Genomic DNA, 24,778 nt, shown 5'->3' on the forward strand with positions numbered 1-24,778 from the left:
ATGTGCCTTGTTTGTTGATTATCGCTTAGGGTTAGAATTTAACTAACGCAGAACCCCAAGTGAAGCCGCCGCCAAATGCTTCAAGTAGAAGCGTTTGACCACGTTTAATTCGCCCGTCGCGAACAGCCTCATCTAGGGCCGTTGGTACGGTAGCTGCTGACGTGTTGCCGTGCTTATCAAGAGTAATCACTACTTGATCAAGCGACATCGTCAGCTTTTTAGCGGTTGCCGAGATAATACGGTAGTTCGCTTGGTGTGGAACTAACCAATCAAGCTCTGACTTATCCATATTGTTCGCCGCTAAGGTGTCTTTAACTAGCTTAGAAAGCTGAGTTACCGCCACTTTAAATACTTCGTTGCCCGCCATGTGCAGCCATTTGTCTGCATCACCGCCGCGCTCTGGTACTTCTAGGCTTAGAAGCTCACCGTATTTACCATCAGAGTAAATATGAGTAGACAAAATACCTGGCTCTTCGCTTGCGCCTACAACCACCGCGCCTGCTGCATCACCAAATAGGATGATAGTAGAGCGGTCAGTCGGATCACAGGTTTTTGACAGTGCATCAGCACCAATTACCAAAACGTTCTTACACATGCCAGTCTTGATGTGTTGATCAGCAACAGACAGTGCGTAGACAAAACCAGAACACGCTGCAGCCAAATCAAACGCAGGGCAGCCTTTGATACCAAGCTTGCCTTGTACCTGACATGCCGAAGACGGGAATGTGTGGCTACTGCTGGTTGTCGCAACGATGATTAAATCAATCTCTTCTTTGTCGATACCTGCCATATCAATGGCATTTTCAGCAGCGTAAAACGCCATATCAGCAACGGTTTCGTTTTCCGCTGAAATACGACGCTCTTTAATACCCGTTCTAGCAACGATCCACTCATCGCTAGTCTCTACCATTTTCTCTAAGTCTGCGTTAGTACGCACCTGAGATGGCAAGTAGCTGCCAGTACCTAAAATTTTGCTATACATGAAGACTAATAATGCCTCTCGAGTAAAACCGCTTCCAAACGATCGCTAATGCGGCTGGGGACTTGTCGTTTGACCTCGTGTACTGCTTCACCAATCGCGTTGACGACTGCAGACACATCAGCACTTCCATGACTTTTAATGACAATGCCGCGCAATCCTAACAAACTTGCGCCGTTATACTGGTCGGGGTTCAAGGTTTTTAATTCAGTAAATAGCTCAGAAAACAGCATTCTGGCTATCCAACCCTTTATTGTTGAAGCCATCATGCGCGTTTTTAGCTTATCAATAAAGAGCTGAGCCGTACCTTCGCACGTTTTTAAGCAGACATTGCCCACAAAACCATCACATACGACGACATCAGCAGCATCTTGAAGTAATTGATTACCTTCAATATAGCCTATGAAGTTCACAGACTGAGTATTAGACAACATTTCAGCGCATCGTTTTACAAGGTCATTGCCTTTAATTTCTTCTGCACCGATATTCAAGATAGCGACACGTGGTGCGCGACCTAAATGTTGTTCTGCTAATGCACTGCCCATGACAGCAAACTGAAACAGTGAATCTGCGTCACTAGAAACGTTCGCCCCTAAATCAAGCATCCATGTGCGATTTCCGGATGCAGTAGGCAAAGCTGAAACCAATGCAGGCCTATCAATACCGGGAAGAAGCTTGAGTCTGAAACGGGATAAAGCCATCAGTGCGCCAGTGTTACCACCACTCACACAAGCATCAGCCTGTGATTCGGCAACCAGATCGATAGCGGCACGCATAGAGCTACCCTGACTATTACGTAAGGCTAGTGAAGGTTTTTCAGAATTGGAAATGACTCGATCACAATGCTGGATACTCAAACGAGAATCAGGCATTCGACCTAATGAAGATAATTGAGATGTGATCGCGTTTCGATCACCTATTAGAATGACTTTTAGCTCTGGGAAATACGACAGTGCCTGCACGGCGGCAGGCACTGTTACACGAGGACCGAAGTCCCCGCCCATTGCATCAAGCGCAACGGTTAGATTTTGCAAAGGTCAACCTTACTTGTTGATAACCTTTTTGCCGCGGTAGAAACCTTCGGCAGTCACGTTGTGACGTAGGTGAGTTTCACCTGAAGTTGCGTCTACAGAAAGTGCAGCTGTAGTTAGCGCATCGTGTGAACGACGCATGCCACGCATTGAACGTGATTTCTTGCTCTTTTGTACGGCCATTGACCCTACTCCTATGTAAATTCTTAAAGAAGCAATTACTTCTTTAAGCTTTTTAAAACATCAAATGGATTCGGCTTTTTGTCTTCCTCAATTTCTTCAGGAAGTTCACCAAACACCAAGTTATTTGAGTTAACGCTACATTTCGCATCGTCGTGCATTGCTATTTGTGGCAATCCAAGGATGAACTCGTCTTCAACTAATTGAATCAGGTCTAACTCACCGTACTCGTTCAGATCTACCAAATCGTACTCTTCCGGTGCTTCCTCTTCACTGTTCTCACTGTAAACAGGAGTATAAGTAAATTGGACATCGCACTCATGTGCGAAAACCTCATTACAACGTTGACACTCTAAATCGACTTCGACGTTAGCTTTACCAGAGATAACGACTAATCGTTGTTCATCAAGCCCAAATGACATTGAGACTTGCGCGTCACGTTTTACGCCTTCAGTTGCTTCAGTTAAACGCTTCAAAAGACTGACCTGAATGATACCATCCATATCGAGTCGTTTTTGAGCCGTTCTTGCCGGATCAACTGTACGCGGTATTTTTTCCTTTTGCATAGGGCGCGAATCTTATCTTCCAAATCGTGTTTAGTCAAAGGAAATGGCAAAAAAAATGTACTTTCCTGCCTTTCCTATTCAGAGCATTATGAATAGCAGGACAAGTTACGTTATCCTGAGATAAATGCTTCCTTGAATTGTAAATTAAAATGAGAAATTACCAACTAGTTTTAGCCTCTACATCACCATTTAGGCAAGAGATCCTCAAAAAACTACAGTTAAGCTTCATTACAGCCAAGCCAGACTGCGATGAAACGCCGCTTCCTGAAGAGACGCCTCAACAGCTGGTGATGCGCCTTGCTGAGACCAAAGCTAAGTCTTGTGTTGTGGAGCAACCTAGCTTAGTCATTGGTTCTGATCAGGTTTGCGTAATTGATGGAGAGATCATTGGTAAGCCTCACACTCGAGAAAAAGCGATCGAGCAGTTATCTCGTCAAAGCGGCAAGAGCATTACTTTTTATACTGGGCTTTCGGTTTGGAACAACGAAACCAATGAAGCTGACACACGTCTCGACACCTTTGTAGTGCATTTCCGCGATTTAACTAAGCAACAGATCATTAGTTATGTTGAAAAAGAGCAGCCTTATTACTGCGCAGGTAGCTTTATGTGTGAAGGGTTAGGCATCGCGTTGTTTAAACAGATGGAAGGGAAAGACCCAAATACTTTGATCGGCTTACCGCTGATCGATCTAGTCGATATGTTAGAAGCGCAAGGAATGGGGGTACTATAACGGATACGCTCTCTTTGTTAGAGATTCCCTACTCCTTCCTTCGTCAGTCTAGGGAATGGCGGAACACGCAATTTTATCTAACCAACTAATGATATAGAGCGTATTTTAAAAAGTCGTCATCCTCAAGAGCGAGGAACGAGCGACTTGGGGATCTTCTACAACAGATGAAAACAAAAAAGGTTGACGATATTCGTCAACCTTTCTCATTTATGGATACTGAAGAACAAATTTAGAGGCACTCTATACCTTCGTATCTCGTATCTTCTTAAAGCTTACGTAAACCAGTTAGGGCTTTCTCTAGCCTTCTTTCCATTGGCGCCGAGATATCCATCTTCTCTTCACTACCTGGGTGTGTGAACTTGATGTTTGCTGCATGTAGGAACAGACGATCAAGACCAACCTTACCCGTGTAAGCATCAAAACGACGATCACCGTAGCGATCATCCCAAGCAATTGGGTGACCAGTATACTGAGCGTGCACACGAATTTGGTGTGTTCGGCCTGTAATTGGGCTTGCTTGAATCAACGTCGCCTCTTGGAATTTTTCTAAAACCTTAAAACGGGTTTCAGAAGCTTTACCATTCGGGTTAACTCGAACAATGCTGTTCACTTCATTTTTCAACAAAGGTGCGTTGACGACTTTGCAGCTGTTCTTCCATTCGCCCATAACTAAAGCGAAGTAGTATTTTTGAACCGTTTTTTCACGGAACTGTGCTTGAAGGTGTCTTAGCGCCGAGCGCTTCTTAGCAACAAGCAAAATGCCAGACGTATCTCTATCGATACGGTGCACTAATTCAAGAAAACGAGCATCAGGGCGAAGAGCACGTAATGCTTCAATCGCGCCAAATTTTAATCCGCTACCACCATGAACAGCAGTGCCAGACGGTTTGTTAAGAATTAGCATGTGATCATCTTCATAAATGATGCACTGTTCTAATTCTGAAACCTTGTTGAGTTTCGTGCTCGGCACGTTCTCTTCTGTTTTCTCTTCAATAGTAACCGGAGGGATACGAACTAAATCGCCAGCTTTTAGTTTGTACTCAGCCTTAATGCGTTTTTTATTTACGCGGACTTCGCCTTTACGCACGATTCGGTAAATCATGCTTTTCGGGATGTTTTTTAATTGGTTGCGTAAGAAGTTATCAATACGCTGACCAGCCATATCTTCGTCAATGTCGACGAATTGGACTTGGGTTCTAATTTCGCTCATTGCGCTATTGTATCACTGTCACTTTTGATAATTGATATTTTCTTAGCCCTATTCCGAACTTATTTATCCCTAATCCTTACCGATCTATCCCAAAATGGTCATTGAAGTTCTATATTTCTTTGATTCTTCGAACAAAAAAGCATCAAGATTCCTGCAAATTAAAATATCAATTGATAAATTATTTATAGACAGTGAGTTAGAGCTATCAAAACCCAAACAAAAACTGTTTTTTTTACAGCATTCCGACAAAGCAGATTGCTGTGTTTACCGACCGCTGCTATAGTTCACAGCTGCTATCAGTGGTTTGACTATTATTTAAACAGTTAACCATTCATAAGCAAGTAAATGAGTAGATAACTCAGATTAGACAGTGCTGCAATCGGCGTAAGACACGGTCAACTGAGTTCCTTATCGCTCTACTCACGTACACTCATGTTGAGTATTCACCGCCACATCGCGGATCATAGGCTAACTCCCTATGATGACTGACGTGCCCCAGAGCATCCCTCTCCAGCCGGGAGGCTGCACCGATAAAGCCATGGGATCTGGCACCATGAGAAACGAAATAAAGCGATAAGAACAATGATGAAAATAAGAAAAGACAATGAGAATTTCTAAATGAAAAGAATGTTAATTAACGCAACTCAAAAAGAAGAGTTGCGTGTCGCTTTGGTTGATGGCCAACGACTGTTCGATCTAGATATCGAAAGTCCAGGTCACGAGTCAAAGAAAGCGAATATCTACAAAGGACGTATTACCCGTATTGAACCAAGCCTAGAAGCGGCATTCGTTGATTACGGCGCAGAACGTCACGGTTTCCTCCCTCTTAAAGAAATTGCCCGCGAATACTTCCCTGAAGGTTATACATACCAAGGCCGTCCTAGCATTAAAGAAGTGCTAAAAGAAGGCCAAGAAGTAATCGTACAAGTAGAGAAAGAAGAACGTGGTAGCAAAGGTGCTGCACTGACAACTTTCATCTCTTTGGCTGGTAGTTACTTAGTTCTTATGCCTAATAACCCTCGTGCTGGCGGTATTTCTCGTCGTATCGAAGGTGATGAACGCACTCAACTGAAAGCAGCATTAAGCACTCTTGAGCTTCCTCAAGGTATGGGCTTAATCGTGCGTACAGCGGGTGTTGGCAAAAGCGCAGAAGAGCTAGAGTGGGACCTGAATGTTCTATTGAACCATTGGGGCGCTATCAAGCAAGCTTCTGATTCAAATGCAGCTCCTTTCCTAATTCACCAAGAGAGTAACGTTATTGTTCGCGCAATTCGTGACTATCTACGTCGTGATATTGGCGAGATTCTAATCGACAGCAATACTATTTTTGAACGTGCACAAGCGCACATTCAATTAATACGCCCAGATTTCATGAATCGCGTTAAGAAATACGATGGTGAAGTGCCACTATTCAGCCATTACCAGATTGAAAGCCAGATCGAATCTGCTTTCCAACGTGAAGTTCGTCTTCCATCTGGTGGTTCTATCGTAATCGACCCAACAGAAGCACTGACTTCTATCGATATCAACTCTGCTCGTGCAACAAAGGGCGGCGATATTGAAGAAACAGCACTTAACACTAACCTAGAAGCTGCCGATGAAATTGCACGTCAATTACGTCTACGTGACCTAGGTGGTCTTGTTGTAATCGACTTTATCGATATGACCCCGGTTCGCCACCAACGCGAAGTAGAAAGCCGTCTACGTGATGCCGTTCGTTTAGATCGCGCACGTGTTCAGATTGGTCGTATTTCTCGCTTTGGTCTTCTAGAGATGTCTCGTCAACGTTTGAGCCCATCACTAGCAGAAGCAAGCCACCACATTTGTCCTCGTTGTACAGGTACTGGTGTTGTTCGTGATAACGAATCTCTAGCACTTTCTGTTCTACGTTTGATTGAAGAAGAAGCTCTAAAAGACAACACAGCACAAGTACTTGCTGTTGTGCCTGTTCCAATCGCTTCTTACCTTCTGAACGAAAAACGTCGCTCAGTAAACCACATCGAGAAGAACCAAGAAGTTAAGATCACTGTTGTTCCTAACTCAGACATGGAAACGCCGCATTTTGAGGTTATCCGTGTTCGTGAAGGTGAAGAGTTCGATCTACTATCTTACTTACTGCCTAACAAGCTAGAAGCTCTAAAAGAAGCGGAAAGCAAAGAGCCTGCTGAACAGACTATTCGTCCTAAGAAGATCGAAGAACCTGCTCTGAAAGGCTTCGCAGCTCCTGCTCAATCAGCACCAACTCCTGCTCCAGCACCTAAAGCTGTAGAAGAGAAGAAAGCTGAACCAGCAGCGACTCAAGAACCAGGCCTAATTGGTCGTTTCTTCAAAGCTATCGGTAGCTTCTTATTTGGCTCTTCAACTCAAGAAGAGAAAAAAGAAGAAGAGAAGAAAGAAGAACAAAAACCTAAAAACAATCGTAACAACGGCAACCGTCAACGCCGTGATCGTAACGATAACCGTCGTCGTAACCAACGTGGTGAGCGTGGCGAACAGCGTAACGACCGTGGTGAACGTGGTGACAATCGTAACGAAAACCGTGACAACAAACGCCGCCGTAAGCCAGCTCGTGAGGAGAAGCCTGAAGAGCAAAAAGAAGCAGCTCCACAGCAAACTCGTCAGCCTCGCAAGCCTAAGCAAGACCGTCGCAACAAGCCACGTGATGAGCAGAAGCAACGCGAAGAGCAAGCACCATCTAAATTAGCAGAAGAAGGTCTACAGCTAGCAGCAGAAGCACAAGCTGGTAAACCGGAAGCGCCTAAGGCTAAACCTGAAGCGAAAGCAGCTAAGATTAAAGAGCGTCGTCAGCGTCGTAAACTGAACAAGCAAGTTCGTGTTAAAGACCAACAAGCTCAAGCTGAAGATAACGCTTCAAAAGAGCAGGTTGCTGCTAAAGAACTATCTGTTTCAAAAGAACAGTCAGTAGCTCAAGAGCAAAAAGTTGCGGAACAAGTAGAAGCAACTCAAGCGAATGCAGAGCAAACTGAACAGGAAGAGCCGAAACAACGTCGTAACCGTCGTTCTCCACGTCACCTACGTGCAAGTGGTCAACGTCGTCGTCGCGGTCGTGATCGTCGCCCTAACCCATTCCGCCTACGTAAAGGTGGTGTAGCTTCTCCAGAGATGGCTATGGGTAAAGTGATGCCTCGCTTCATTCCAAAACCTCACCACAAGCTGGCAAAGCCTGAAGTGGCTGAAGTTCAAGTAGCAGCTGAAGCTCAAACATCTGTTCAAGAGCAGAATGTTGCTCTAGAGACGGCACCACAAAGCAACGTAGCAATGACTGGCGGCTTCGCATGTCCAGAGCTTGCAATGGGTAAAGTTATCATCCGTCGTGAAGATGCTGCTGTTGAAGCTCAAGTAGCTGAGACTCCTGCTGTAGTTGAAGCTCCTGCAGTCGTTGCAGAAGCGACGAAAGTTGAAGCGCCTGTTGTAGCAGAAGCTGTGCAAGCAGAAGCAACACCAGTTGTTGAAGCTGAAGCGCCTAAAGCTGAAAGTGCAAAAGTTGAAGAAGCACCTGTTGTTAAAGCAGAAGCTCCTAAAGCGGCACCAAAGGCAGCTGTTGCTAAGAAGCAAGCCGGTTCACCAATGACTAAAGCTCCTGGTCCTCAAGAGATCAAAGAGATTGAAGTGATTGCAGCTCCGTTCCGCACTGAACGTTTTGTATCGAAAGGTGCAGGCAGTCAGGCAGCGTCGAACAAAGCTGGCGCGGCGATGACTAAGCCAAACTACTAGTGATTACTGATAGGTAATCGCGAGTAAATAGAATCAAAGGCTGCTTATTAAAGCAGCCTTTTTCATATCTACTAATCGAATAAAAATTAACAGATATATTACTCAAAGTTAGGTTCAACCTTGAACTTAATCACATTTTTGGGTAGCATTCGCGCACTTATCTTTTCGACACTTCGCTATTGCCGCTCTTTTCCATCACTGTTTGGCTACGCAATACACCCGTGTCGGTAAATCCATCTTAAGCATAGCTGAGCAAACATGTTCGAATTCCCACAATTTTCAAAGCACTCTGTAAAGAATGACGTGCTTTCAGGTCTTACAGTAGCCCTGGCTCTGGTACCTGAAGCTGTAGCATTCGCCTTTGTTGCTGGCGTTGACCCAATGGTTGGTCTTTATGCAGCATTCATCGTAGGTTTAATCACTTCTGTCTTTGGCGGCCGTCCAGGTATGATTTCTGGCGCAACCGGCGCAATGGCCGTTGTAATGGTGAGCCTAGTGGCAACCCATGGTGTTCAATACCTATTCGCAGCCGTTATGCTGGCTGGCCTTCTGCAAATTGCAGCAGGTGTATTTAAACTAGGTAAATTTATCCGTATCGTTCCACACCCAGTAATGATTGGTTTCGTGAACGGTTTGGCCATTGTTATCTTCCTAGCTCAACTTGGTCAATTTAAAGCGCCAGACGTAACAGGTGCGTTGACTTGGTTACCAAGCGGTCAAATGACACTAATGCTAGGTCTAGTAGCCCTTACAATGGCTATCATCCACTTCCTACCTAAGCTAACAACAGCAGTACCATCTTCATTAGTTGCTATTGTTACAGTAACGGCTTTGGTTGTGGGTCTTGACCTTGAAACTCGCACTGTTGTCGACTTCCTACGTACAATGTCTGGTGACGAAGCTGCTACGCTAGCGGGCTCTCTTCCAACATTCTCAATTCCTGCTGTTCCGTTTTCTTTAGATACACTACAGATCATCCTGCCTTACGCAATTATCCTTGCGGCTATCGGCCTGATTGAATCTCTGCTGACACTGACAGTACTAGACGAAATGACAAACACTCGTGGTCAATCTAACCGTGAATGTGTTGGTCAAGGTATGGCTAACGTAACGTGTTCTGTATTCGGTGCGATGGGTGGTTGTGCGATGATCGGTCAATCGATGATCAACGTAAACTCAGGTGGTCGTGGTCGTCTTTCAGGTATCGTCGCCGCAGTTGCACTACTGATGTTCATCCTGTTCGGTTCTGCACTGATTGAAATGATTCCTCTAGCAGCACTTGTGGGCGTAATGTTCATGGTTGTTATCGGCACATTTGAATGGGCAACCTTCAAGCTTGCGCGTCGCGTTCCTAAACAAGACTTCTTCGTTATCGTTCTTGTTACCGTAGTAACAGTACTGACTGATCTTGCTGTGGCAGTAGGTGTTGGTGTTGTCGCTTCTGCGCTAATGTTTGCTTGGCAACATGCTAAACACATCTACGCAGATACATCAGTAAACGCTGAAGGCTCAAAAGAGTACAAAGTTAACGGCCCAATCTTCTTTGGTTCAACGGCTAACTTCCTAGAGTTGTTTGACGCATACAACGATCCACAAGATGTAATCGTTGATTTCGCAAACTCACGCGTGACTGACCACTCTGCAATTGAAGCGATCGACACGATTGCTGACCGTTACGCGGCGCTAGGTAAAACACTTCACCTTCGCCACCTAAGCCAAGACTGTGTTGCTATGCTGCACAAAGCAGGTAGCTTAGTTGAAGCGAACGTTGCAGAAGACCCAATCTACAAAGTAATGTCTAAGTAATCTTAGCTGTAGCTTTAAGTTAGATTTAGAGAGGCCGACATTCAATGTCGGCCTTTTTTATACCTATCGGTCAGCCCTTACGCTGATAACAAAACGACGTACATTGTTCCTACACTACATCGAACGCAGTATCGCTTCGCTAGACTCTTCGATTAAATCCAACACCAATTCAAAACCATTTCCCTCACCATAATACGGATCGGGGATCTCTTGATATTGTGACTCTCCAAAGCTCAAAAATAATGCGAGCTTGTATTGGAGGTGAACTGGGCATTGGCTCATTAAGTCGTCTAAATTCGCCCTATCGGCCGCGAGTATCAGGTCAAATTCTTCGAAGTCATTATCTACCACTTTACGAGAAGTAATCCCCTTAAAGCTGTAGCCTCGCTTCTCTCCTGCAGATTTGGATCGCGAGTCTGGCGGGTTGCCTTGATGAAAACCAATCGTCCCCGCAGAGTCGACCACAACATCAATATCCAGCTGTTGCGCTTTCTTCCTTAGCACCGCTTCACCTGTTGGCGAGCGGCAAATATTCCCCATACAAACTACGAGTATCTTTTTCATCCCTAATCACCTGTTCTTCCGATGGTTTTTGCTATCGTTAAGTTAGGCTATGATAGACGCAATCACAACTTAAAAGGATTTGTTATGTCGACTGAAGACAACAAAGAACAACGCCACAAAGCAAGACAACAGAAAGTAAAAGAACAAGTCGATGCACGTGTCGCTGCAGCACAAGAAGTAAAAGGCCTATTGCTGGTCATCACGGGTAACGGTAAAGGTAAATCAACATCCGGTTTTGGTACGATTACACGTGCAGTTGGTCATGGTAAGAAATGCGCCGTTGCTCAGTTTGTTAAAGGTACCTGGGATAACGGCGAAAAAAACGTTCTGCAAAAGCTTGATGTCGAGTTCCAAGTCATGGGCACAGGCTTTACTTGGGAAACTCAGAACAAAGCGCAAGATATTGAAGCTGCGCAGCGTGTATGGAAAGAGTGCCAACGCATGCTGGCTGATGAGTCGATCGATGTGATTCTGTTTGATGAACTGACTTACATGGTTAGCTACGGTTACATCGAACTCGATGAAGTGGTTGAGGCGTTGAATAACCGCCCGAAGATGCAGTCTGTCATCATTACAGGTCGTGGCGCGCACCGTACTCTTACTGAGATAGCAGATACAGTATCTGAAGTTCGCAATGTGAAACACGCTTTTGAATCTGGTGTTAAAGCGCTACAAGGCGTTGACTGGTAATCACCTTCAACCAGAGATCCCCGACTCGGTCATTCTTCCCTCTCGAGGATGACGACCACTAGGCCGTTACGCTCTTGAACAAAGGACGACGGCCTATCGTCATTCCCTAGAGCGAGGGACGAGTGTCATAGGGAATCTCTCTTGAGTATTATCGAGCCAAAAATAAAAAGCGCCATTCCTACAACAGGAGTGGCGCTTTGTTCATTTTTAAATGAGATGAAGACTAGTTAAACAAACCTTTTAGTAGACCGTTTACTGCGTCTCTTGTTTTCTCATCTTTGATCTTGTCACCGTACTTTTCGTCTAACTTTTCTAAACCACGATCAATTTCTTTCTGTGCTTTCTGTTTCAATACATCATCAAAAACAAGTGCAAATTTCGGGGCTACCCACTGACCTGTTACCTTAATTGGGATAGTCACATCTTTCAGGTCGTCGATGCTCTTACCGCCCTGACCTTCAAGTGAACCCACAATTGATGTACGCACAAGGAAGTCGACCGTTTCATTGATGAAGTTTGCTTTACCTTGACCTGTCACACGTAACAGTGGCGACTGTGCTGATAAGTCGTTAGTTGAAACCCAACCTTTATCCACTTTCAGCGTCGCTTTCATTGCACTGAAGTCCGTTTTTTGAGCTTCATTTGTGCTTTCAACTTTCTCGCCCTTGATCTTAGCGTAGTTTTCTCGAATCAGTTGAGCTACGTTGATGCCGTTAACTGCACCATCTTCAAAGTTAATCGCGATAGTACCGACTAGGTTTTTCTTGATACCCGTCGGAGTTAGACTCTTACCTTTCACGTTGACATCAATATTACCGGTACCTTCCAGCATATCGTTATCTGCAACATCAACCAGTAACGGTTGTACTTTCACGCCTTTGATTTTCTTCTTAGCCGTGTAAGTCGCTGGTGTTTTACGAGCGTCTAACTTTGCAGTAGCAGAAATAGAACCTTGGTAAAGATTCGAGGTGAATGAGGTTAGCTCTGCGATACCACGGTTAACCAAAAATGCGGTTTTAACATTCTGCATCTTCGCGTTGTTCGCCTTGAACTTATCAATCGTGATGTCACCTTTCACGTCTAACGTTTTCAGAGCCGACAGATCAGGTTCCACTTCTTTAGCTGGATCTGAACTACCAGAACTTGACGTTGAACCACCAGCAGAACCAGAAGGCGCTGTGCTCGCTGTTTCTGTTGTATTGCCTAAGCCTAAGAATTCATCTAAATCAATATTCGGGCTATGAAGAGAGAAACGAACCTTTGGTATTTCAGATAGGATTACGTCTGCTTTACCGTCTAATGCAATAGCGTTAGCTTGTAGCTTCTCTAACACAAAGCGCAGGTGGCTCTTGTTAAGATCGAAGCTTAAGTCAGACAGCATGTCGACTTTCATTGGAGACTGAGGAAGCGTGTCGCCTTTGAATGTTGAGTCTAACGTTAACTTGTTCAGCGTTACTTTTGAAATCGCGCTATCAACAGTAAGTTCACCGCCACCTTTAAGATCAAGGTCAAGGCCAGCTGCATTACCGATTACAGCGTAAGTCAGTTGGTTTACCTTATCGAACTCAAACGTATTCAAGCCAATTTTTGCTGACTCAATCGACGTCGCTGGATCATTGAACTTAGCGTTTAAGTCGATATTACGAAGTGCGTAACTTGCAAAGCCTTCAGCTAATTTGAATTCTGCACTGCCTTGTGCAGAGAACTTCTGTTGATTGTTCTCACCAGAAGCCGCAAATGTCGCGGTTGTCCATGTATCAACGGCAAACTCAGAAAGATTCAAAGACACATCGTATAGCTTAGTGAATGAACCCGCTTGCTTGTCGTCCATTTCAAACAATGCGTTTGATACAGTTACGCCTGCAAGGTTGATCGTCCAACCCGATGCGTCTGTGGTAGTTTGCTCTTGAGGGGCAGGCGCTAATTCAGAACTTGTGCCTGCTGCAGGCTCAGATTCTTGAGGCGCTGACGCTTGCGTTAGTGCATCAATGTTCTTGCGACCATCTTTAAGCGTTTCTAAATAGAATTCTGCACCATCTAGAGTAATGTTGCCGATCTCTAGTTGGTTGCTAAATAGCGGAGTAACCGAAACGTCAACGCCAACGGTATCAACCTTAAATAGGTTAGGTTGCGTAAAACCTTCAGGGTTGCGTAATTCAGTTTGACCAAGTTCAAAGCCAATGGATGGGAAGAATTGCCAGCTGATATCACCCTCGATCACTAGCTCTAGGCCTGTGTGTTTTTGGGCTTGTTCGACAATTAATGGCTTAAATTGGTTGGGATTCACTAACAGCACTAGTGCCAGAATTGCTGCAACGACAACAAACACTGGTACAGCTATGAAAATGAGTAGTTTCTTCATCCGCATATTCCTTGCTTAGATTCCAAAAGAAAGTGGCACTATAAAAGTGCCACTGATTCGGTAAAAAATAAAGCTAAGTGAGTCACTTAGGCAAAATTTTATTCGATTAAGACTTCAACAACTTCGCAATGTGCGCTTTTAGCACATCAATCGCAATACGGTTTTTACCACCACGAGGAACGATGATGTCTGCATGTTGTTTTGAAGGCTCGATAAACTGCATGAACATTGGACGTACTGTTTCTTGGTATTGCTTAAGTACAGTGTCCATTGTACGACCACGCTCTTCTACATCACGCTTAACACGGCGTAATAGACAGATGTCTAATGGTGTATCCATAAACACACTTGCGTGCATTAGTTTACGAAGACGCGGGTCTGTTAGAAGCAGAATACCCTCTAAAATGATCACTTTCTTTGGAGTAAGTGTAGTCGTTTCAGAAGTACGTGTGTGCTCTGTGTAGCTGTATTCAGGAACTTCTACGGCGTTGCCACTCATTAGCTGCTGTAGATGTTCACATAAAAGATCATGATCTAGTGCATTTGGGTGATCGTAGTTAGTTTTAACACGCTCTTCCATACTCAAGTGGCTTTGGTCGCTGTAATAGCAATCTTCCGTGATAACACCAATTTGATGGTCGCCTACTTTTTCGCGCAATTCATTATAAATTGTACTAGCAATCAGACTTTTTCCTGAAGCTGAAGCGCCAGCGATACCTACGATGACACATTGATTATTATCAGACATTAATTTTGCACCCGATATGGTTTGGTGGTGGGAAGAGATAAACCGCCTGATTATAGGGGCTAAAGCACATAGATTCTAGTCGCCATTTTAGCTAATTGCAGTCAAATTGATGATATCAATGCATTTAATGAATACAATCGTTTGCTTTCAAATAACTTGCCTACAACTATTTGCACAACCCCAATGGCGATCAGCCTAAATCCAACCGCTATTTATCTAATCCAACATGATTAACACAACTTTTTGATTATCTTTCGTTATTCAACCATAGAGAAGTTAATCGCTTCTGGTCTCGCCTTGCCGGTCCAGAACATCTTCGCAGCCACATTCTCTGCAAGCTCTAAGTAGTGACGTGTATGTTCACTATCTGGACGACGAATCACCGTCGGGCAACCTGCATCGATATCTTCTCGCACATCAATATGAAGAGGGATCTGTGCCAAAATATCGAGGTAAAACTCTTCTGACATAGCTTCGGCACCACCAACGCCAAAGATATGCTCTTTCTCACCACAGTGACTACAAATATGATAGCTCATGTTTTCAACTAAGCCTGCGACTGGCACACTCACCTTATCAAACATCGCTACGCCTTTACGTGCATCCGCTAGCGCCAAATCTTGAGGAGTGGTCACCACTACAGCCCCGGTCACTGGGATCTGTTGCGATAACGTCAGCTGAATATCGCCCGTGCCCGGTGGCATATCAATAACTAGATAATCCAACTCTGGCCATACGGTTTCGTTAACAAGCTGACCTAAAGCCTTGGCCGCCATTGGACCGCGCCAAATCGCAGCGTCATCTTTCGACACAAGATAACCGATAGAGTGAGTGAAAATACCGTGCGCTTCGATTGGCATCATCCACTTGTTATTCTGGACTTCTGGTTTCGCATCTAATTGGCCAAGCATCATAGGTACAGAAGGACCATAGATATCCGCATCCAACAAACCCACTTTTGAACCAGACTTAGATAAAGCCAAAGCAAGGTTGACTGAAGTGGTCGATTTACCCACCCCACCCTTTGCAGATGTCACGGCGATGATGTTCTTCACCCCCTTCAATGGTGTCGCAACCGTGGTTTCTAACGCAGACGGCTTCACCTTCACTTCAAACTGAAAAGCGCTAACAAGCTGTTGTTCAATCTGAGAGTGAATCCACTGTTCCAATTCAACCGCAAGCTGATTAGCGGCAAAAGGTAAGGTGATAACAAATGATCCACGCGGATCAACCGATACAATATTTTGGTATAGCGCCCACTCTGGGATGAGGATTGGTGACTCGAACTCATTCAACCATGAACAGAAATCTTGCTTAGAAGTAAAGTTACGCATTGGGACTCCTTTTTTTATTTATGCTATCACCCACGGGATGAAGACTGAACCCCTAAAAAACTAGGGGAATCCTTAGTCTGATACCTTGGCGTATCACACGTTATAAAGTAGTATTACCTCTCAAATTTATACCTATCAAAAAAGCGAATTATTAAGTATGGCAACTGATCCAAGACAACTTTTGGTAACTTGTGCGCTTCCGTACGCTAACGGCTCTATTCACCTTGGCCATATGCTTGAGCATATCCAAGCTGATATCTGGGTTCGATACCAGCGTCTACGTGGCAACACTGTAAACTTCATCTGTGCTGACGATGCTCACGGCACGCCAATTATGCTTAAAGCTCAACAGATGGGTATCACGCCAGAAGAGATGATCGCTGCTGTTAGTGAAGAGCACCAAAAAGACTTCGCTGGCTTTGATATCAGCTTTGATAACTACCACAGCACACACAGCGAAGAGAACCGTGAACTGGCTTCTCACATCTACTTAGAACTTAAAAAGAACGGCTTCATTTCTAGCCGCACTATTTCTCAGCTTTTCGATCCTGAGAAAGAGATGTTCCTACCAGACCGCTTCGTAAAAGGTACTTGCCCTAAGTGTAAGTCAGAAGACCAGTATGGTGATAACTGTGATAACTGTGGTGAGACATACAGCCCAACTGAGCTAATTAACCCTAAATCAGCGGTTTCTGGCGCAACTCCAGTAATGAAAGACTCTGAGCACTTCTTCTTCGACCTACCTCAGTTCGAAAGCATGCTTAAAGAGTGGACTCGTTCTGGCTCTCTACAGAATGAAACTGCAAACAAAATGCAGGAATGGTTTGAGTCTGGTCTGCAACAGTGGGATATCTCACGTGATGCACCTTACTTCGGCTTTGAAATCCCAGGCGAAAAAGACAAGTTCTTCTACGTATGGCTAGACGCACCTGTTGGCTACATGGCTTCTTTCAAGAACCTATGTGACAAACGTGACGATCTAAACTTCGATGAATACTGGAAGAAAGACAGCACAACTGAGCTTTACCACTTCATCGGTAAAGACATTGTTTACTTCCACAGCCTATTCTGGCCAGCAATGCTAGACGGCGCAGGTTTCCGTAAGCCAAACAACGTATTCGTACACGGCTACGTAACAGTGAACGGTGCGAAGATGTCTAAGTCGAAAGGCACATTCATCAAAGCAAGCACGTACCTAAACCACCTAGACCCTGAGTGTCTACGTTACTACTACGCTGCTAAACTAAACAGCCGCATCGATGACTTAGATCTTAACCTTGAAGACTTCACTCAACGTGTAAACGCTGACGTAGTAAACAAGATTGTTAACCTAGCTTCTCGTAACGCTGGCTTCATTACTAAGCGTTTTGAAGGCAAGCTAGCTGCTGAATTTGCAGAGCCTGAGCTATACAACGAATTCGTTGCTGCTGCTGAGCGTATCGGTGAGCTATACGAAACTCGTGAATTCAGCCGTGCTATCCGTGAAATCACTGCACTAGCGGATAAAGCTAACCAGTACATCGACGAAAAAGCACCTTGGGTTCTTGCAAAAGAAGAAGGCAAAGAAGCTGAGCTTCAACAAGTTTCTTCTGTAGGTATTAACCTATTCCGCGTACTGATGGCTTACCTGAAACCAGTGATGCCAGAGCTTGCAGCTCGCACTGAAGCTTTCCTAAACGAAGAGCTAACGTGGGAAGCGATTGCTACTCCGCTAACTGATCACGAGATCACTAAGTTCAAAGCGCTATTCAACCGCATTGACCCTAAGAAAGTGGAAGCAATGGTTGAGTCTTCTAAAGAAGATGCAGCCGCTGAAGCAGCAGCGAAAGAAAAAGCAGAAGCTGAAAAAGAGCAAGCAAGCCAAACTGAGCTAGACAAAGAGCCAATCGCAGACGAGATTGAGTTCGATGCCTTTGCAGCAGTAGACATGCGTATCGCTCGTATCATCTCTTGTGAAGAAGTACCAAAAGCGAACAAACTACTGAAGTTCCAACTAGACATCGGTGGTGAGACTCGCCAAGTATTCTCTGGTATCAAATCAGCATACAAACCTGAAGAGCTAGAAGGCAAGCTAACTGTAATGGTAGCAAACCTAAAACCTCGTAAGATGAAGTTTGGTATGTCTGAAGGCATGATCCTAGCCGCGGGCCCTGGTGGCAGCGACCTGTGGATCCTTGAGCCACACGAAGGTGCTCAACCTGGTATGCGTGTAATGTAATTCTGGCTTCAGTCAGATAACAAGCACTCATAGCGAAATCCCTAATGCACTTTTAACTTGAATGAGTTAATAGGCATTGGGGATTTTTTATATCTACCGAAAATAAGCGTTCTCTGTTAGAGTCGCCGTCAACTATGCTATGTAGAGTAGAAATTGGTTCGTCGACAAAAATAGGCTAAACCAACACCTCTTTACTCTAAAACCCTTTTTAGGAATCCCCAGTGACTAACAACGAAATCTTGCGTCGTATTCAACACGCACTAAACCTTAAAAATGCACAAATCATCAAAGCTATCGAACAAGCTGATGTGACTGTTGCTCATGACCAAGTGATTAACTGGCTAAAAGATGACAACGACAAGTCATGCTCTAAGATGAAAGATAAAGAGTTGGCGGTATTCCTAAATGGTTTCATCAACCTTAAGCGTGGCAAAAAAGAAGGCGAGCAACCTAAACCTGAAGTTGCACTGACGAACAACATGATCTTCATGAAGCTTCGTATCGCATTAAACATGAAAGCAGAAGATGTTTTGGACGTACTAGAAGTGGTTGGCATTAGCTTGAGCAAGTACGAAATCGGCGCTTACTTCCGCAAGCCAGAAAACAAAAACTACAAAGTGTGTGAAGACCAACTACTTTGCGATTTTCTAAACGGTGTGCAATTTACCAACCGTCCAGACTCAGAAGAGTTTGCGGGTTAAGTTACTACTCCTAGATAAATTTTAAGTTGCTACACATAGATAAATTACTCGTCATAGGTAAGTAACTGACCCACTGATAATTTTCTAGTAACGACAGATAAATAAAAAGCGGCGAGATAATTGAATTATCTCGCCGCTTTTTCGTTTTCTTTACGTCACTGACTAAACAGGAACAACAATAGTAAACCTATGCCTTAGCTGTCGTCTTCAGTGAAGTTCGTCGGCAATGTCGTTTTCATTTCATTCCAAACTTGTGCACTTGCGATACCGTAGTTACGAATCACTAATGGCAAAGTTTCGCGCTCGCCACTTTCACAGATAATGAACAACTCTTTATAAAAGTCCATCGCTAAACGTCGTGCTTCTGGGTTAGAGAAGTAGTAGCTACCGATACGGTCATAAAGTTTACGCACACCGTTAAAGATCAGGCCGTAAATCTGGTTGCCTGAGTGGAATGCCAAACGTTGGAAAAGCATGTAATCATAGAAGTTGAAAGTCTTCGCGATTAAGATCGTCTGACGTTTCGCTTCATCTTTTTCTGAATCTTCTTTTATCGCTTGTTTGATCTTGTCAGCGTATGGCGACGATTCTAGGAACTCATCCCAAGTTGGTGCCGCAAGTAGCGCTTCACAAGATTCAATCACGTTACTGATAGTACGCTCTGAAGCTTCTTTGTTTGCTTTGAATGCATAACGCATAAAGATCGGGCTGATATTAGTACGAGCAGCAAGCAGGTCTTCTACCATTTTGCTTGCGTTATCAACGTCCAACGTCATTAGCGTATCAAGGATATGAAGACCTGAGGTTTCCATAAACTGGTTAACTTTAGTTGGTTTGCCATGTTGGATTGTCAACCAACCATCACGAGCAAGACGTTGTAGTACTTCACGAAGCGTAGTACGTGTAACACCAATCAGCTCAGAAAGCTCACGCTCTGCGGGCAAGATAGAACCTGGAGGGAAACGGCCATTCCAAATACTTTCAATGATATACTTCTCTGCAAATCCTGCCGGGCTCTTCGCCTTAATGACCATCTACACTTCAATCCAATTTAATTATTCTGTTCTAATTTACTCATCATACCACTAGTTCACACCTAGCGGAAACACCCTCAAAAATTTTACTCACCCTAAACACCGTTAGAGTTATAACTCTAAAGTTCAGCACACGTTTGCACCTCAGGTTTGTAAAGCAAGCGACTCTAAACCACCATTTAAACAAACCGTTAACACAACAATTTTTCTTTAAAATCAATGGGATTGGTCATATTTTTAAAGCTATTAATTTGCAATATTAAGTTGTAATAATCATATATAAGCCGTCGTTATTCTGTAATTTTCAATCATTTCGCTGAAATATTGATTCTAGTCGGTTTTTATCACATTTTAAGTGGTATGCTTGCGCTACTTTGATCGCGTTTCTCAACAAAAAAGAGGTATTTTTAGGGCTACAGGGCTTTTCCTGTTGACTAAATGTTATCTAAGAGTAAAGTTGCGCTCAAAAATAAGCAGTGCTTGAGTTTCTAAGGGAGTGACTTGGCAAGACCACAGAACATTACATGGAATGTAGTTTTTCTAAGTCACTGTTAGTCATAGTTTTTAACAATTTCTATAGCTCGATTCTCAAAATGTTGTATTGCTTGTCTATTCATAATCAACATAAAAGAGTATTAACATGCCGATGTCTCTCGGAAACGCTTTTATCAAGAACTTCCTTGGTAAAGCTCCTGATTGGTATAAACTTGCCATCATTTCCTTTTTAATCATCAACCCGTTTGTTTTCTTCCTAGTTGACCCATTTGTTGCGGGCTGGCTATTGGTGGTTGAGTTTATTTTCACTCTAGCTATGGCTCTCAAATGCTACCCACTTCAACCGGGTGGTCTATTAGCTATTCAAGCAGTCGCCATTGGCATGACCAAACCAGAAATGGTTTATCACGAGCTGCAAGCAAACCTTCCTGTATTACTCTTGCTCGTATTCATGGTTGCTGGCATTTACTTCATGAAAGAACTGCTTTTGTTCATTTTCACGAAGATCTTGCTTGGCATCCAATCTAAAATTTTACTCTCCGTTGCCTTCTGTGTTGCTGCCGCTTTCTTATCAGCATTCCTAGATGCACTAACAGTAATCGCCGTAGTTATTAGCGTTGCGGTCGGCTTCTACTCTATCTACCACAAGGTTGCATCAGGCAAGGGCACAACGTCTTCGCACGATCATACTCATGATGAAGAGATCTCAGAGCTAACTCGTGATGACCTAGAAAACTACCGTGCTTTCCTACGTTCACTGCTAATGCACGCTGGTGTGGGTACAGCACTGGGTGGTGTAATGACCATGGTAGGTGAACCACAAAACTTGGTAATTGCTAAGCAAGCAGGTTGGGAGTTCGGTGAATTTATCATCCGTATGCTGCCAGTAACACTACCTGTTTTCTTCTGCGGTATTTTAACTTGTGCACTTGTCGAGAAATTCAAAGTGTTTGGTTACGGTGCTCAACTACCAATGAATGTTCGCCAAATCTTAGTTGAGTTTGACAACAAAGAACGTGCAAACCGCACAAAGCAAGACGTAGCAAAACTATGGGTTCAAAGTGCAATCGCAGTTTGGCTTATCGTCGGCCTTGCACTTCACGTTGCTGAAGTAGGTTTGATTGGCCTGTCTGTGATCATCTTAGCTACAGCATTTACGGGTGTTATTGAAGAACACTCTATGGGTAAAGCCTTTGAAGAAGCGCTGCCATTTACTGCACTTCTTGCCGTTTTCTTCGCTGTTGTTGCTGTAATCATCGACCAAGCTCTATTTAAGCCAGTCATCGATTCTGTACTTCATGTTGAAGATAAAGGTGCACAACTCGCTCTCTTCTATGTTGCCAACGGTATTCTATCGATGGTTTCAGATAACGTATTCGTCGGTACGGTTTACATTAACGAAGTGAAAACTGCACTGGTTGAAGGCATCATCACTCGTGATCAGTTCGACCTACTTGCTGTTGCTATCAACACTGGTACTAACCTACCTTCTGTTGCAACGCCAAACGGCCAGGCTGCATTCCTATTCCTATTAACATCAGCACTTGCTCCGTTAATTAGATTGTCTTACGGTCGCATGGTTATCATGGCGTTGCCATACACCATCGTATTGGCACTGGTTGGCCTAGCAGGCATTGTGTTCTTCGTAGAGCCAATGACAGCATGGTTCTATGATGCAGGTTGGATCATTCAACGCACTGGTGAAGTAGTCGCTCCAGTTATCTCTGGTGGTCACTAAGCTAAACACTGTGTCGCAAACCACAATAACTATAACTAACTAATCAAAAATATTAGTTGATTAGGAAACTTATCCAAGATAAAAAGCTCTGAGTAATCAGGGCTTTTTTATTTTATAGACAGGATTCAATTCGTGAACTTTTTAGCAATGATCAAAGACTTCTCTAAGGGACGTTTATCTTGGCTTTTACTGCTGGCTTTCATTGTCTTTTTTGAAGCGTGCGCTCTCTTCTTCCAACACGTGATGATGCTTGGTCCTTGCGTGATGTGTATCTATGAGCGCGTTGCTATGCTCGCTATCGGTGTTGCCGCCATGATTGGTGCGATTGCCCCGAATAACCCAATATCACGCTGGTTAGGCCTTGCTAGCTGGGGATTTGGCGCATACAAAGGTTTGATGCTTGCTTTAGAGCACGTCGATTACCAGTTCAATCCGTCCCCTTTCGCAACCTGCGACTTATTCGTAACCTTCCCTAGCTGGGCGCCTTTAAACCAATGGGCTCCGTGGATGTTTGAGGCTTACGGCGATTGCAGCAAGGTTGTGTGGCAGTTCTTCGATCTTTCTATGCCTCAGTGGCTAGTAATTATCTTTGCAGGTAACTTGGTTGCTTTCGGTATTGTGGTTATTTCTCAATTTGTGAAGTCGAAAAAGGACTTGCAGTAAGCCGTTGACACTTGGACAACAAAAAAGTCGACCACGAGGTCGACTTTTTTATTACTTAAGCTTTTGAACATATTAAGAGAGTCTGTTATTCACACAAACTAAGTTGCTCAACAAGCCGTGATTAGCTGCTTTTACCGCAGCATTGTTTAAACTTCTTGCCGCTTTCACAAGGGCAAAGGTCGTTTCGACCAATGTCTTTAAACGGGTTCACGCTCTGGGACTTATTGCCCAACATAGCTTCATCCGCTGCCATTGCCACTTCTGAGATCATCAGATCGACTTGACCCACTAAATCGGCAAGCGATGGTGGGTTAGTAAGCCCTGCAGCGATCATTTGTTGTTGAGTTTGCTCTTCATCAATCGCAAGCATCAAGGTGGTTAAGAGCGCTTGCAACATGCGCAGAGTACCATCCGCGACTGTCACGCTCTGCCACTGCTCTTCCACTGTTGGCCAAACCATCATGAAGCCTTCAGAAAAATCAGCGAACTGTTCGTTAAAGTCACCTTCAGCCAGTACGTCTGTTAATAGGTATTCATTACGCTGAATCAGGTTGTGCTGGCGATTAATCTGTTCTGTCACCGTTGTTACCAGCTCTTTACCCGCTTCAGGCGCAACGATAACCAGCCACTCTTCTGGATCGAGTGGTTTGGTCGCTAAGTTAGAGGCAAGGATTGCACCTTCCATAAACTGCGGAGTAATGTCAGTGATTGATTCTGGTAGGCTTAATAATTGATATGTCATGAAAGCTCTGGATATTGGGCATTTTCGATATTATAACGCCATCCTCCCAAAGATGTCGCTATTAAGAGACGAAACCATCATTAAGACATGCACCACACTCATAGTGACAATTCTGTAAGCACACCGTACAATCACGCCTCGAATTTTTCGGTTCATTCAGTTTTGGTAAAGCAACATGCGCGTAATACTTGGCCCTATGGAGGGCGTTCTAGACCACCTAATGCGTGAAATTCTCACAGAGATTAATGATTACGATCTCTGTGTGACAGAGTTTGTGCGCGTCGTAGATCAACTTCTTCCCCCGCATGTGTTCCACCGTATTTGCCCTGAGCTACATCAAGGCTCTCAGACCATGGCTGGTGTGCCAATCCATCTCCAACTTCTAGGGCAACACCCAAATTGGATGGCCGAGAATGCTTTTCAAGCTGCTAGCTTAGGCGCGAAAGGGATCGATCTTAATTTTGGTTGCCCAGCAAAAGCGGTCAACAAAAGTAATGGTGGCGCTTCATTGCTAAAAGAGCCAGAGCTCATCTATCAAGTGGTGAACGCCTGTCGAGAAGCGGTACCGGCACACATTCCTGTGTCCGCAAAGATTCGATTAGGTTGGGAGCATCCGGAAGAGTGCTTTGAAATCGTCGATGCCATCGAACAAGCCAAAGCTGACGAACTCACCGTGCATGCAAGAACCAAAGTTGGCGGCTATAAAGCCAGCGAAATCAAATGGGACTTCATCAATCAAATAAGAGAAAAAACATCTCTGCCGTTGATTGCTAATGGGGAGATCTGGAACTATCAAGATGGTCAAGATTGCATAGAAGCAACAGGCGTCGATTCATTAATGGTCTGCCGTGGTGCTTTCAATATTCCAAACCTTGGTAACGTCGTTAAGCACAACCACCAGAAAATGCCGTGGGATAAAGTCATTGAACTTTTGCTGCGCTATTCAGAGTTTCAAATTAAAGGGGACAAAGGCATGTACTACCCCAATAGAGTGAAGCAGTGGTTTGTTTATCTAAGTAAAGGCTACCCTGAAGCGAACGAACTGTTTAAAGAAATTCGTACTTTCAAAAAGGCGCCACCGATTGTAGAACGCCTTCAGCGTTATCAAGAAGAACGCCGCCAACCTGTTTAAGATTATGTTTAGGGTTAAATACCCAACGCTACAAACGTGTTTACCGGTGCAAATAAGCTTTGCTTGGTAGACACGTTCGCTCTTCCCTCTTTCATTTTCATTTTCATTTTCATACAAAG

Annotated in this window: 20 protein-coding genes; 9 read left to right on the forward strand and 11 right to left on the reverse strand. The window is 44.2% G+C overall.

Going from position 1 to position 24,778, the window contains the following annotated elements; translation table 11 throughout:
* Positions 1-31: 31 nt before the first annotated feature.
* The 4 genes from AB4503_RS01355 to yceD are packed head-to-tail and all read right to left on the reverse strand — an operon-like array spanning position 32 to position 2,756.
* Positions 32-982, reverse strand: a complete 951-nt coding sequence (locus tag AB4503_RS01355) for a beta-ketoacyl-ACP synthase III (protein ID WP_372113434.1) — start codon at positions 980-982, stop codon at positions 32-34.
* 5 nt (positions 983-987) lie between these two features.
* The gene (plsX, locus tag AB4503_RS01360) at positions 988-2,013 is read right to left on the reverse strand and encodes a phosphate acyltransferase PlsX (RefSeq protein WP_017062152.1); all 1,026 of its coding nucleotides are present in this window, start codon (positions 2,011-2,013) and stop codon (positions 988-990) included.
* Positions 2,014-2,022: 9 nt separating this feature from the next.
* On the reverse strand, positions 2,023-2,193 hold the full coding sequence (gene rpmF / locus AB4503_RS01365; RefSeq protein WP_004737376.1) for a 50S ribosomal protein L32: 171 nt from the start codon (positions 2,191-2,193) through the stop codon (positions 2,023-2,025).
* 35 nt (positions 2,194-2,228) lie between these two features.
* Positions 2,229-2,756 carry a 23S rRNA accumulation protein YceD gene (yceD, locus tag AB4503_RS01370; protein ID WP_372113436.1) on the reverse strand — a complete coding sequence of 176 codons (528 nt, stop codon included), beginning with the start codon at positions 2,754-2,756 and terminating at the stop codon, positions 2,229-2,231.
* 149 nt (positions 2,757-2,905) lie between these two features.
* Between yceD and AB4503_RS01375 the strand changes: the two genes are divergently transcribed.
* Positions 2,906-3,487 carry a nucleoside triphosphate pyrophosphatase gene (locus AB4503_RS01375; protein ID WP_017067204.1) on the forward strand — a complete coding sequence of 194 codons (582 nt, stop codon included), beginning with the start codon at positions 2,906-2,908 and terminating at the stop codon, positions 3,485-3,487.
* A 265-nt stretch (positions 3,488-3,752) separates the two neighbouring features.
* Here AB4503_RS01375 and rluC read toward each other — a convergent pair whose 3' ends face one another.
* Positions 3,753-4,697, reverse strand: a complete 945-nt coding sequence (gene rluC / locus AB4503_RS01380; protein WP_017054981.1) for a 23S rRNA pseudouridine(955/2504/2580) synthase RluC — start codon at positions 4,695-4,697, stop codon at positions 3,753-3,755.
* A gap of 618 nt (positions 4,698-5,315) precedes the next feature.
* Here rluC and rne point away from each other — a divergent pair.
* Positions 5,316-8,432 (forward strand): ribonuclease E, encoded by a 3,117-nt coding sequence (rne, locus tag AB4503_RS01385; protein WP_372113438.1) that lies wholly within the window; start codon positions 5,316-5,318, stop codon positions 8,430-8,432.
* 258 nt (positions 8,433-8,690) lie between these two features.
* Positions 8,691-10,238 carry a SulP family inorganic anion transporter gene (locus AB4503_RS01390; RefSeq protein WP_017062156.1) on the forward strand — a complete coding sequence of 516 codons (1,548 nt, stop codon included), beginning with the start codon at positions 8,691-8,693 and terminating at the stop codon, positions 10,236-10,238.
* Between the two features lie 114 nt (positions 10,239-10,352).
* Here AB4503_RS01390 and AB4503_RS01395 read toward each other — a convergent pair whose 3' ends face one another.
* Positions 10,353-10,802, reverse strand: coding sequence for a low molecular weight protein-tyrosine-phosphatase (locus tag AB4503_RS01395; protein ID WP_017067202.1), 450 nt, complete (start codon positions 10,800-10,802; stop codon positions 10,353-10,355).
* Between the two features lie 84 nt (positions 10,803-10,886).
* Between AB4503_RS01395 and cobO the strand changes: the two genes are divergently transcribed.
* On the forward strand, positions 10,887-11,492 hold the full coding sequence (cobO, locus tag AB4503_RS01400) for a cob(I)yrinic acid a,c-diamide adenosyltransferase (protein ID WP_017062158.1): 606 nt from the start codon (positions 10,887-10,889) through the stop codon (positions 11,490-11,492).
* Between the two features lie 223 nt (positions 11,493-11,715).
* Here cobO and AB4503_RS01405 read toward each other — a convergent pair whose 3' ends face one another.
* The 3 genes from AB4503_RS01405 to apbC form a co-directional block, all read right to left on the reverse strand.
* A complete protein-coding gene (locus AB4503_RS01405) occupies positions 11,716-13,854 on the reverse strand; it encodes an AsmA family protein (protein ID WP_372113440.1) in 2,139 nt (712 codons plus the stop codon).
* A gap of 106 nt (positions 13,855-13,960) precedes the next feature.
* Positions 13,961-14,602, reverse strand: a complete 642-nt coding sequence (gene udk / locus AB4503_RS01410; RefSeq protein WP_004734002.1) for a uridine kinase — start codon at positions 14,600-14,602, stop codon at positions 13,961-13,963.
* 257 nt (positions 14,603-14,859) lie between these two features.
* Positions 14,860-15,936, reverse strand: a complete 1,077-nt coding sequence (gene apbC, locus AB4503_RS01415) for an iron-sulfur cluster carrier protein ApbC (protein WP_372113441.1) — start codon at positions 15,934-15,936, stop codon at positions 14,860-14,862.
* Positions 15,937-16,093: 157 nt separating this feature from the next.
* On the opposite strand from apbC, the gene metG reads away from it, so the two are divergent.
* On the forward strand, positions 16,094-18,154 hold the full coding sequence (metG, locus tag AB4503_RS01420) for a methionine--tRNA ligase (protein WP_017062160.1): 2,061 nt from the start codon (positions 16,094-16,096) through the stop codon (positions 18,152-18,154).
* A 221-nt stretch (positions 18,155-18,375) separates the two neighbouring features.
* On the forward strand, positions 18,376-18,855 hold the full coding sequence (locus tag AB4503_RS01425) for a DUF1456 family protein (protein ID WP_010437231.1): 480 nt from the start codon (positions 18,376-18,378) through the stop codon (positions 18,853-18,855).
* Positions 18,856-19,049: 194 nt separating this feature from the next.
* On the opposite strand, the gene fadR is transcribed toward AB4503_RS01425, so the two are convergent.
* A complete protein-coding gene (gene fadR / locus AB4503_RS01430; RefSeq protein ID WP_081230601.1) occupies positions 19,050-19,889 on the reverse strand; it encodes a fatty acid metabolism transcriptional regulator FadR in 840 nt (279 codons plus the stop codon).
* 640 nt (positions 19,890-20,529) lie between these two features.
* On the opposite strand from fadR, the gene nhaB reads away from it, so the two are divergent.
* Entirely contained in the window at positions 20,530-22,122 is a 1,593-nt protein-coding gene (gene nhaB / locus AB4503_RS01435) for a Na(+)/H(+) antiporter NhaB (RefSeq protein WP_372113443.1), read from the forward strand.
* Positions 22,123-22,269: 147 nt separating this feature from the next.
* On the forward strand, positions 22,270-22,785 hold the full coding sequence (gene dsbB / locus AB4503_RS01440) for a disulfide bond formation protein DsbB (RefSeq protein ID WP_029235613.1): 516 nt from the start codon (positions 22,270-22,272) through the stop codon (positions 22,783-22,785).
* 121 nt (positions 22,786-22,906) lie between these two features.
* On the opposite strand, the gene AB4503_RS01445 is transcribed toward dsbB, so the two are convergent.
* Positions 22,907-23,527 carry a YecA family protein gene (locus AB4503_RS01445; RefSeq protein WP_017062164.1) on the reverse strand — a complete coding sequence of 207 codons (621 nt, stop codon included), beginning with the start codon at positions 23,525-23,527 and terminating at the stop codon, positions 22,907-22,909.
* A gap of 175 nt (positions 23,528-23,702) precedes the next feature.
* On the opposite strand from AB4503_RS01445, the gene dusC reads away from it, so the two are divergent.
* On the forward strand, positions 23,703-24,659 hold the full coding sequence (dusC, locus tag AB4503_RS01450) for a tRNA dihydrouridine(16) synthase DusC (protein WP_017069187.1): 957 nt from the start codon (positions 23,703-23,705) through the stop codon (positions 24,657-24,659).
* Positions 24,660-24,778 lie beyond the last annotated feature (119 nt).

This window comes from Vibrio sp. 10N.222.55.B11 (assembly GCF_041473705.1).
In the GTDB taxonomy this organism is placed as follows: Bacteria; Pseudomonadota; Gammaproteobacteria; order Enterobacterales; family Vibrionaceae; genus Vibrio; species Vibrio crassostreae_C.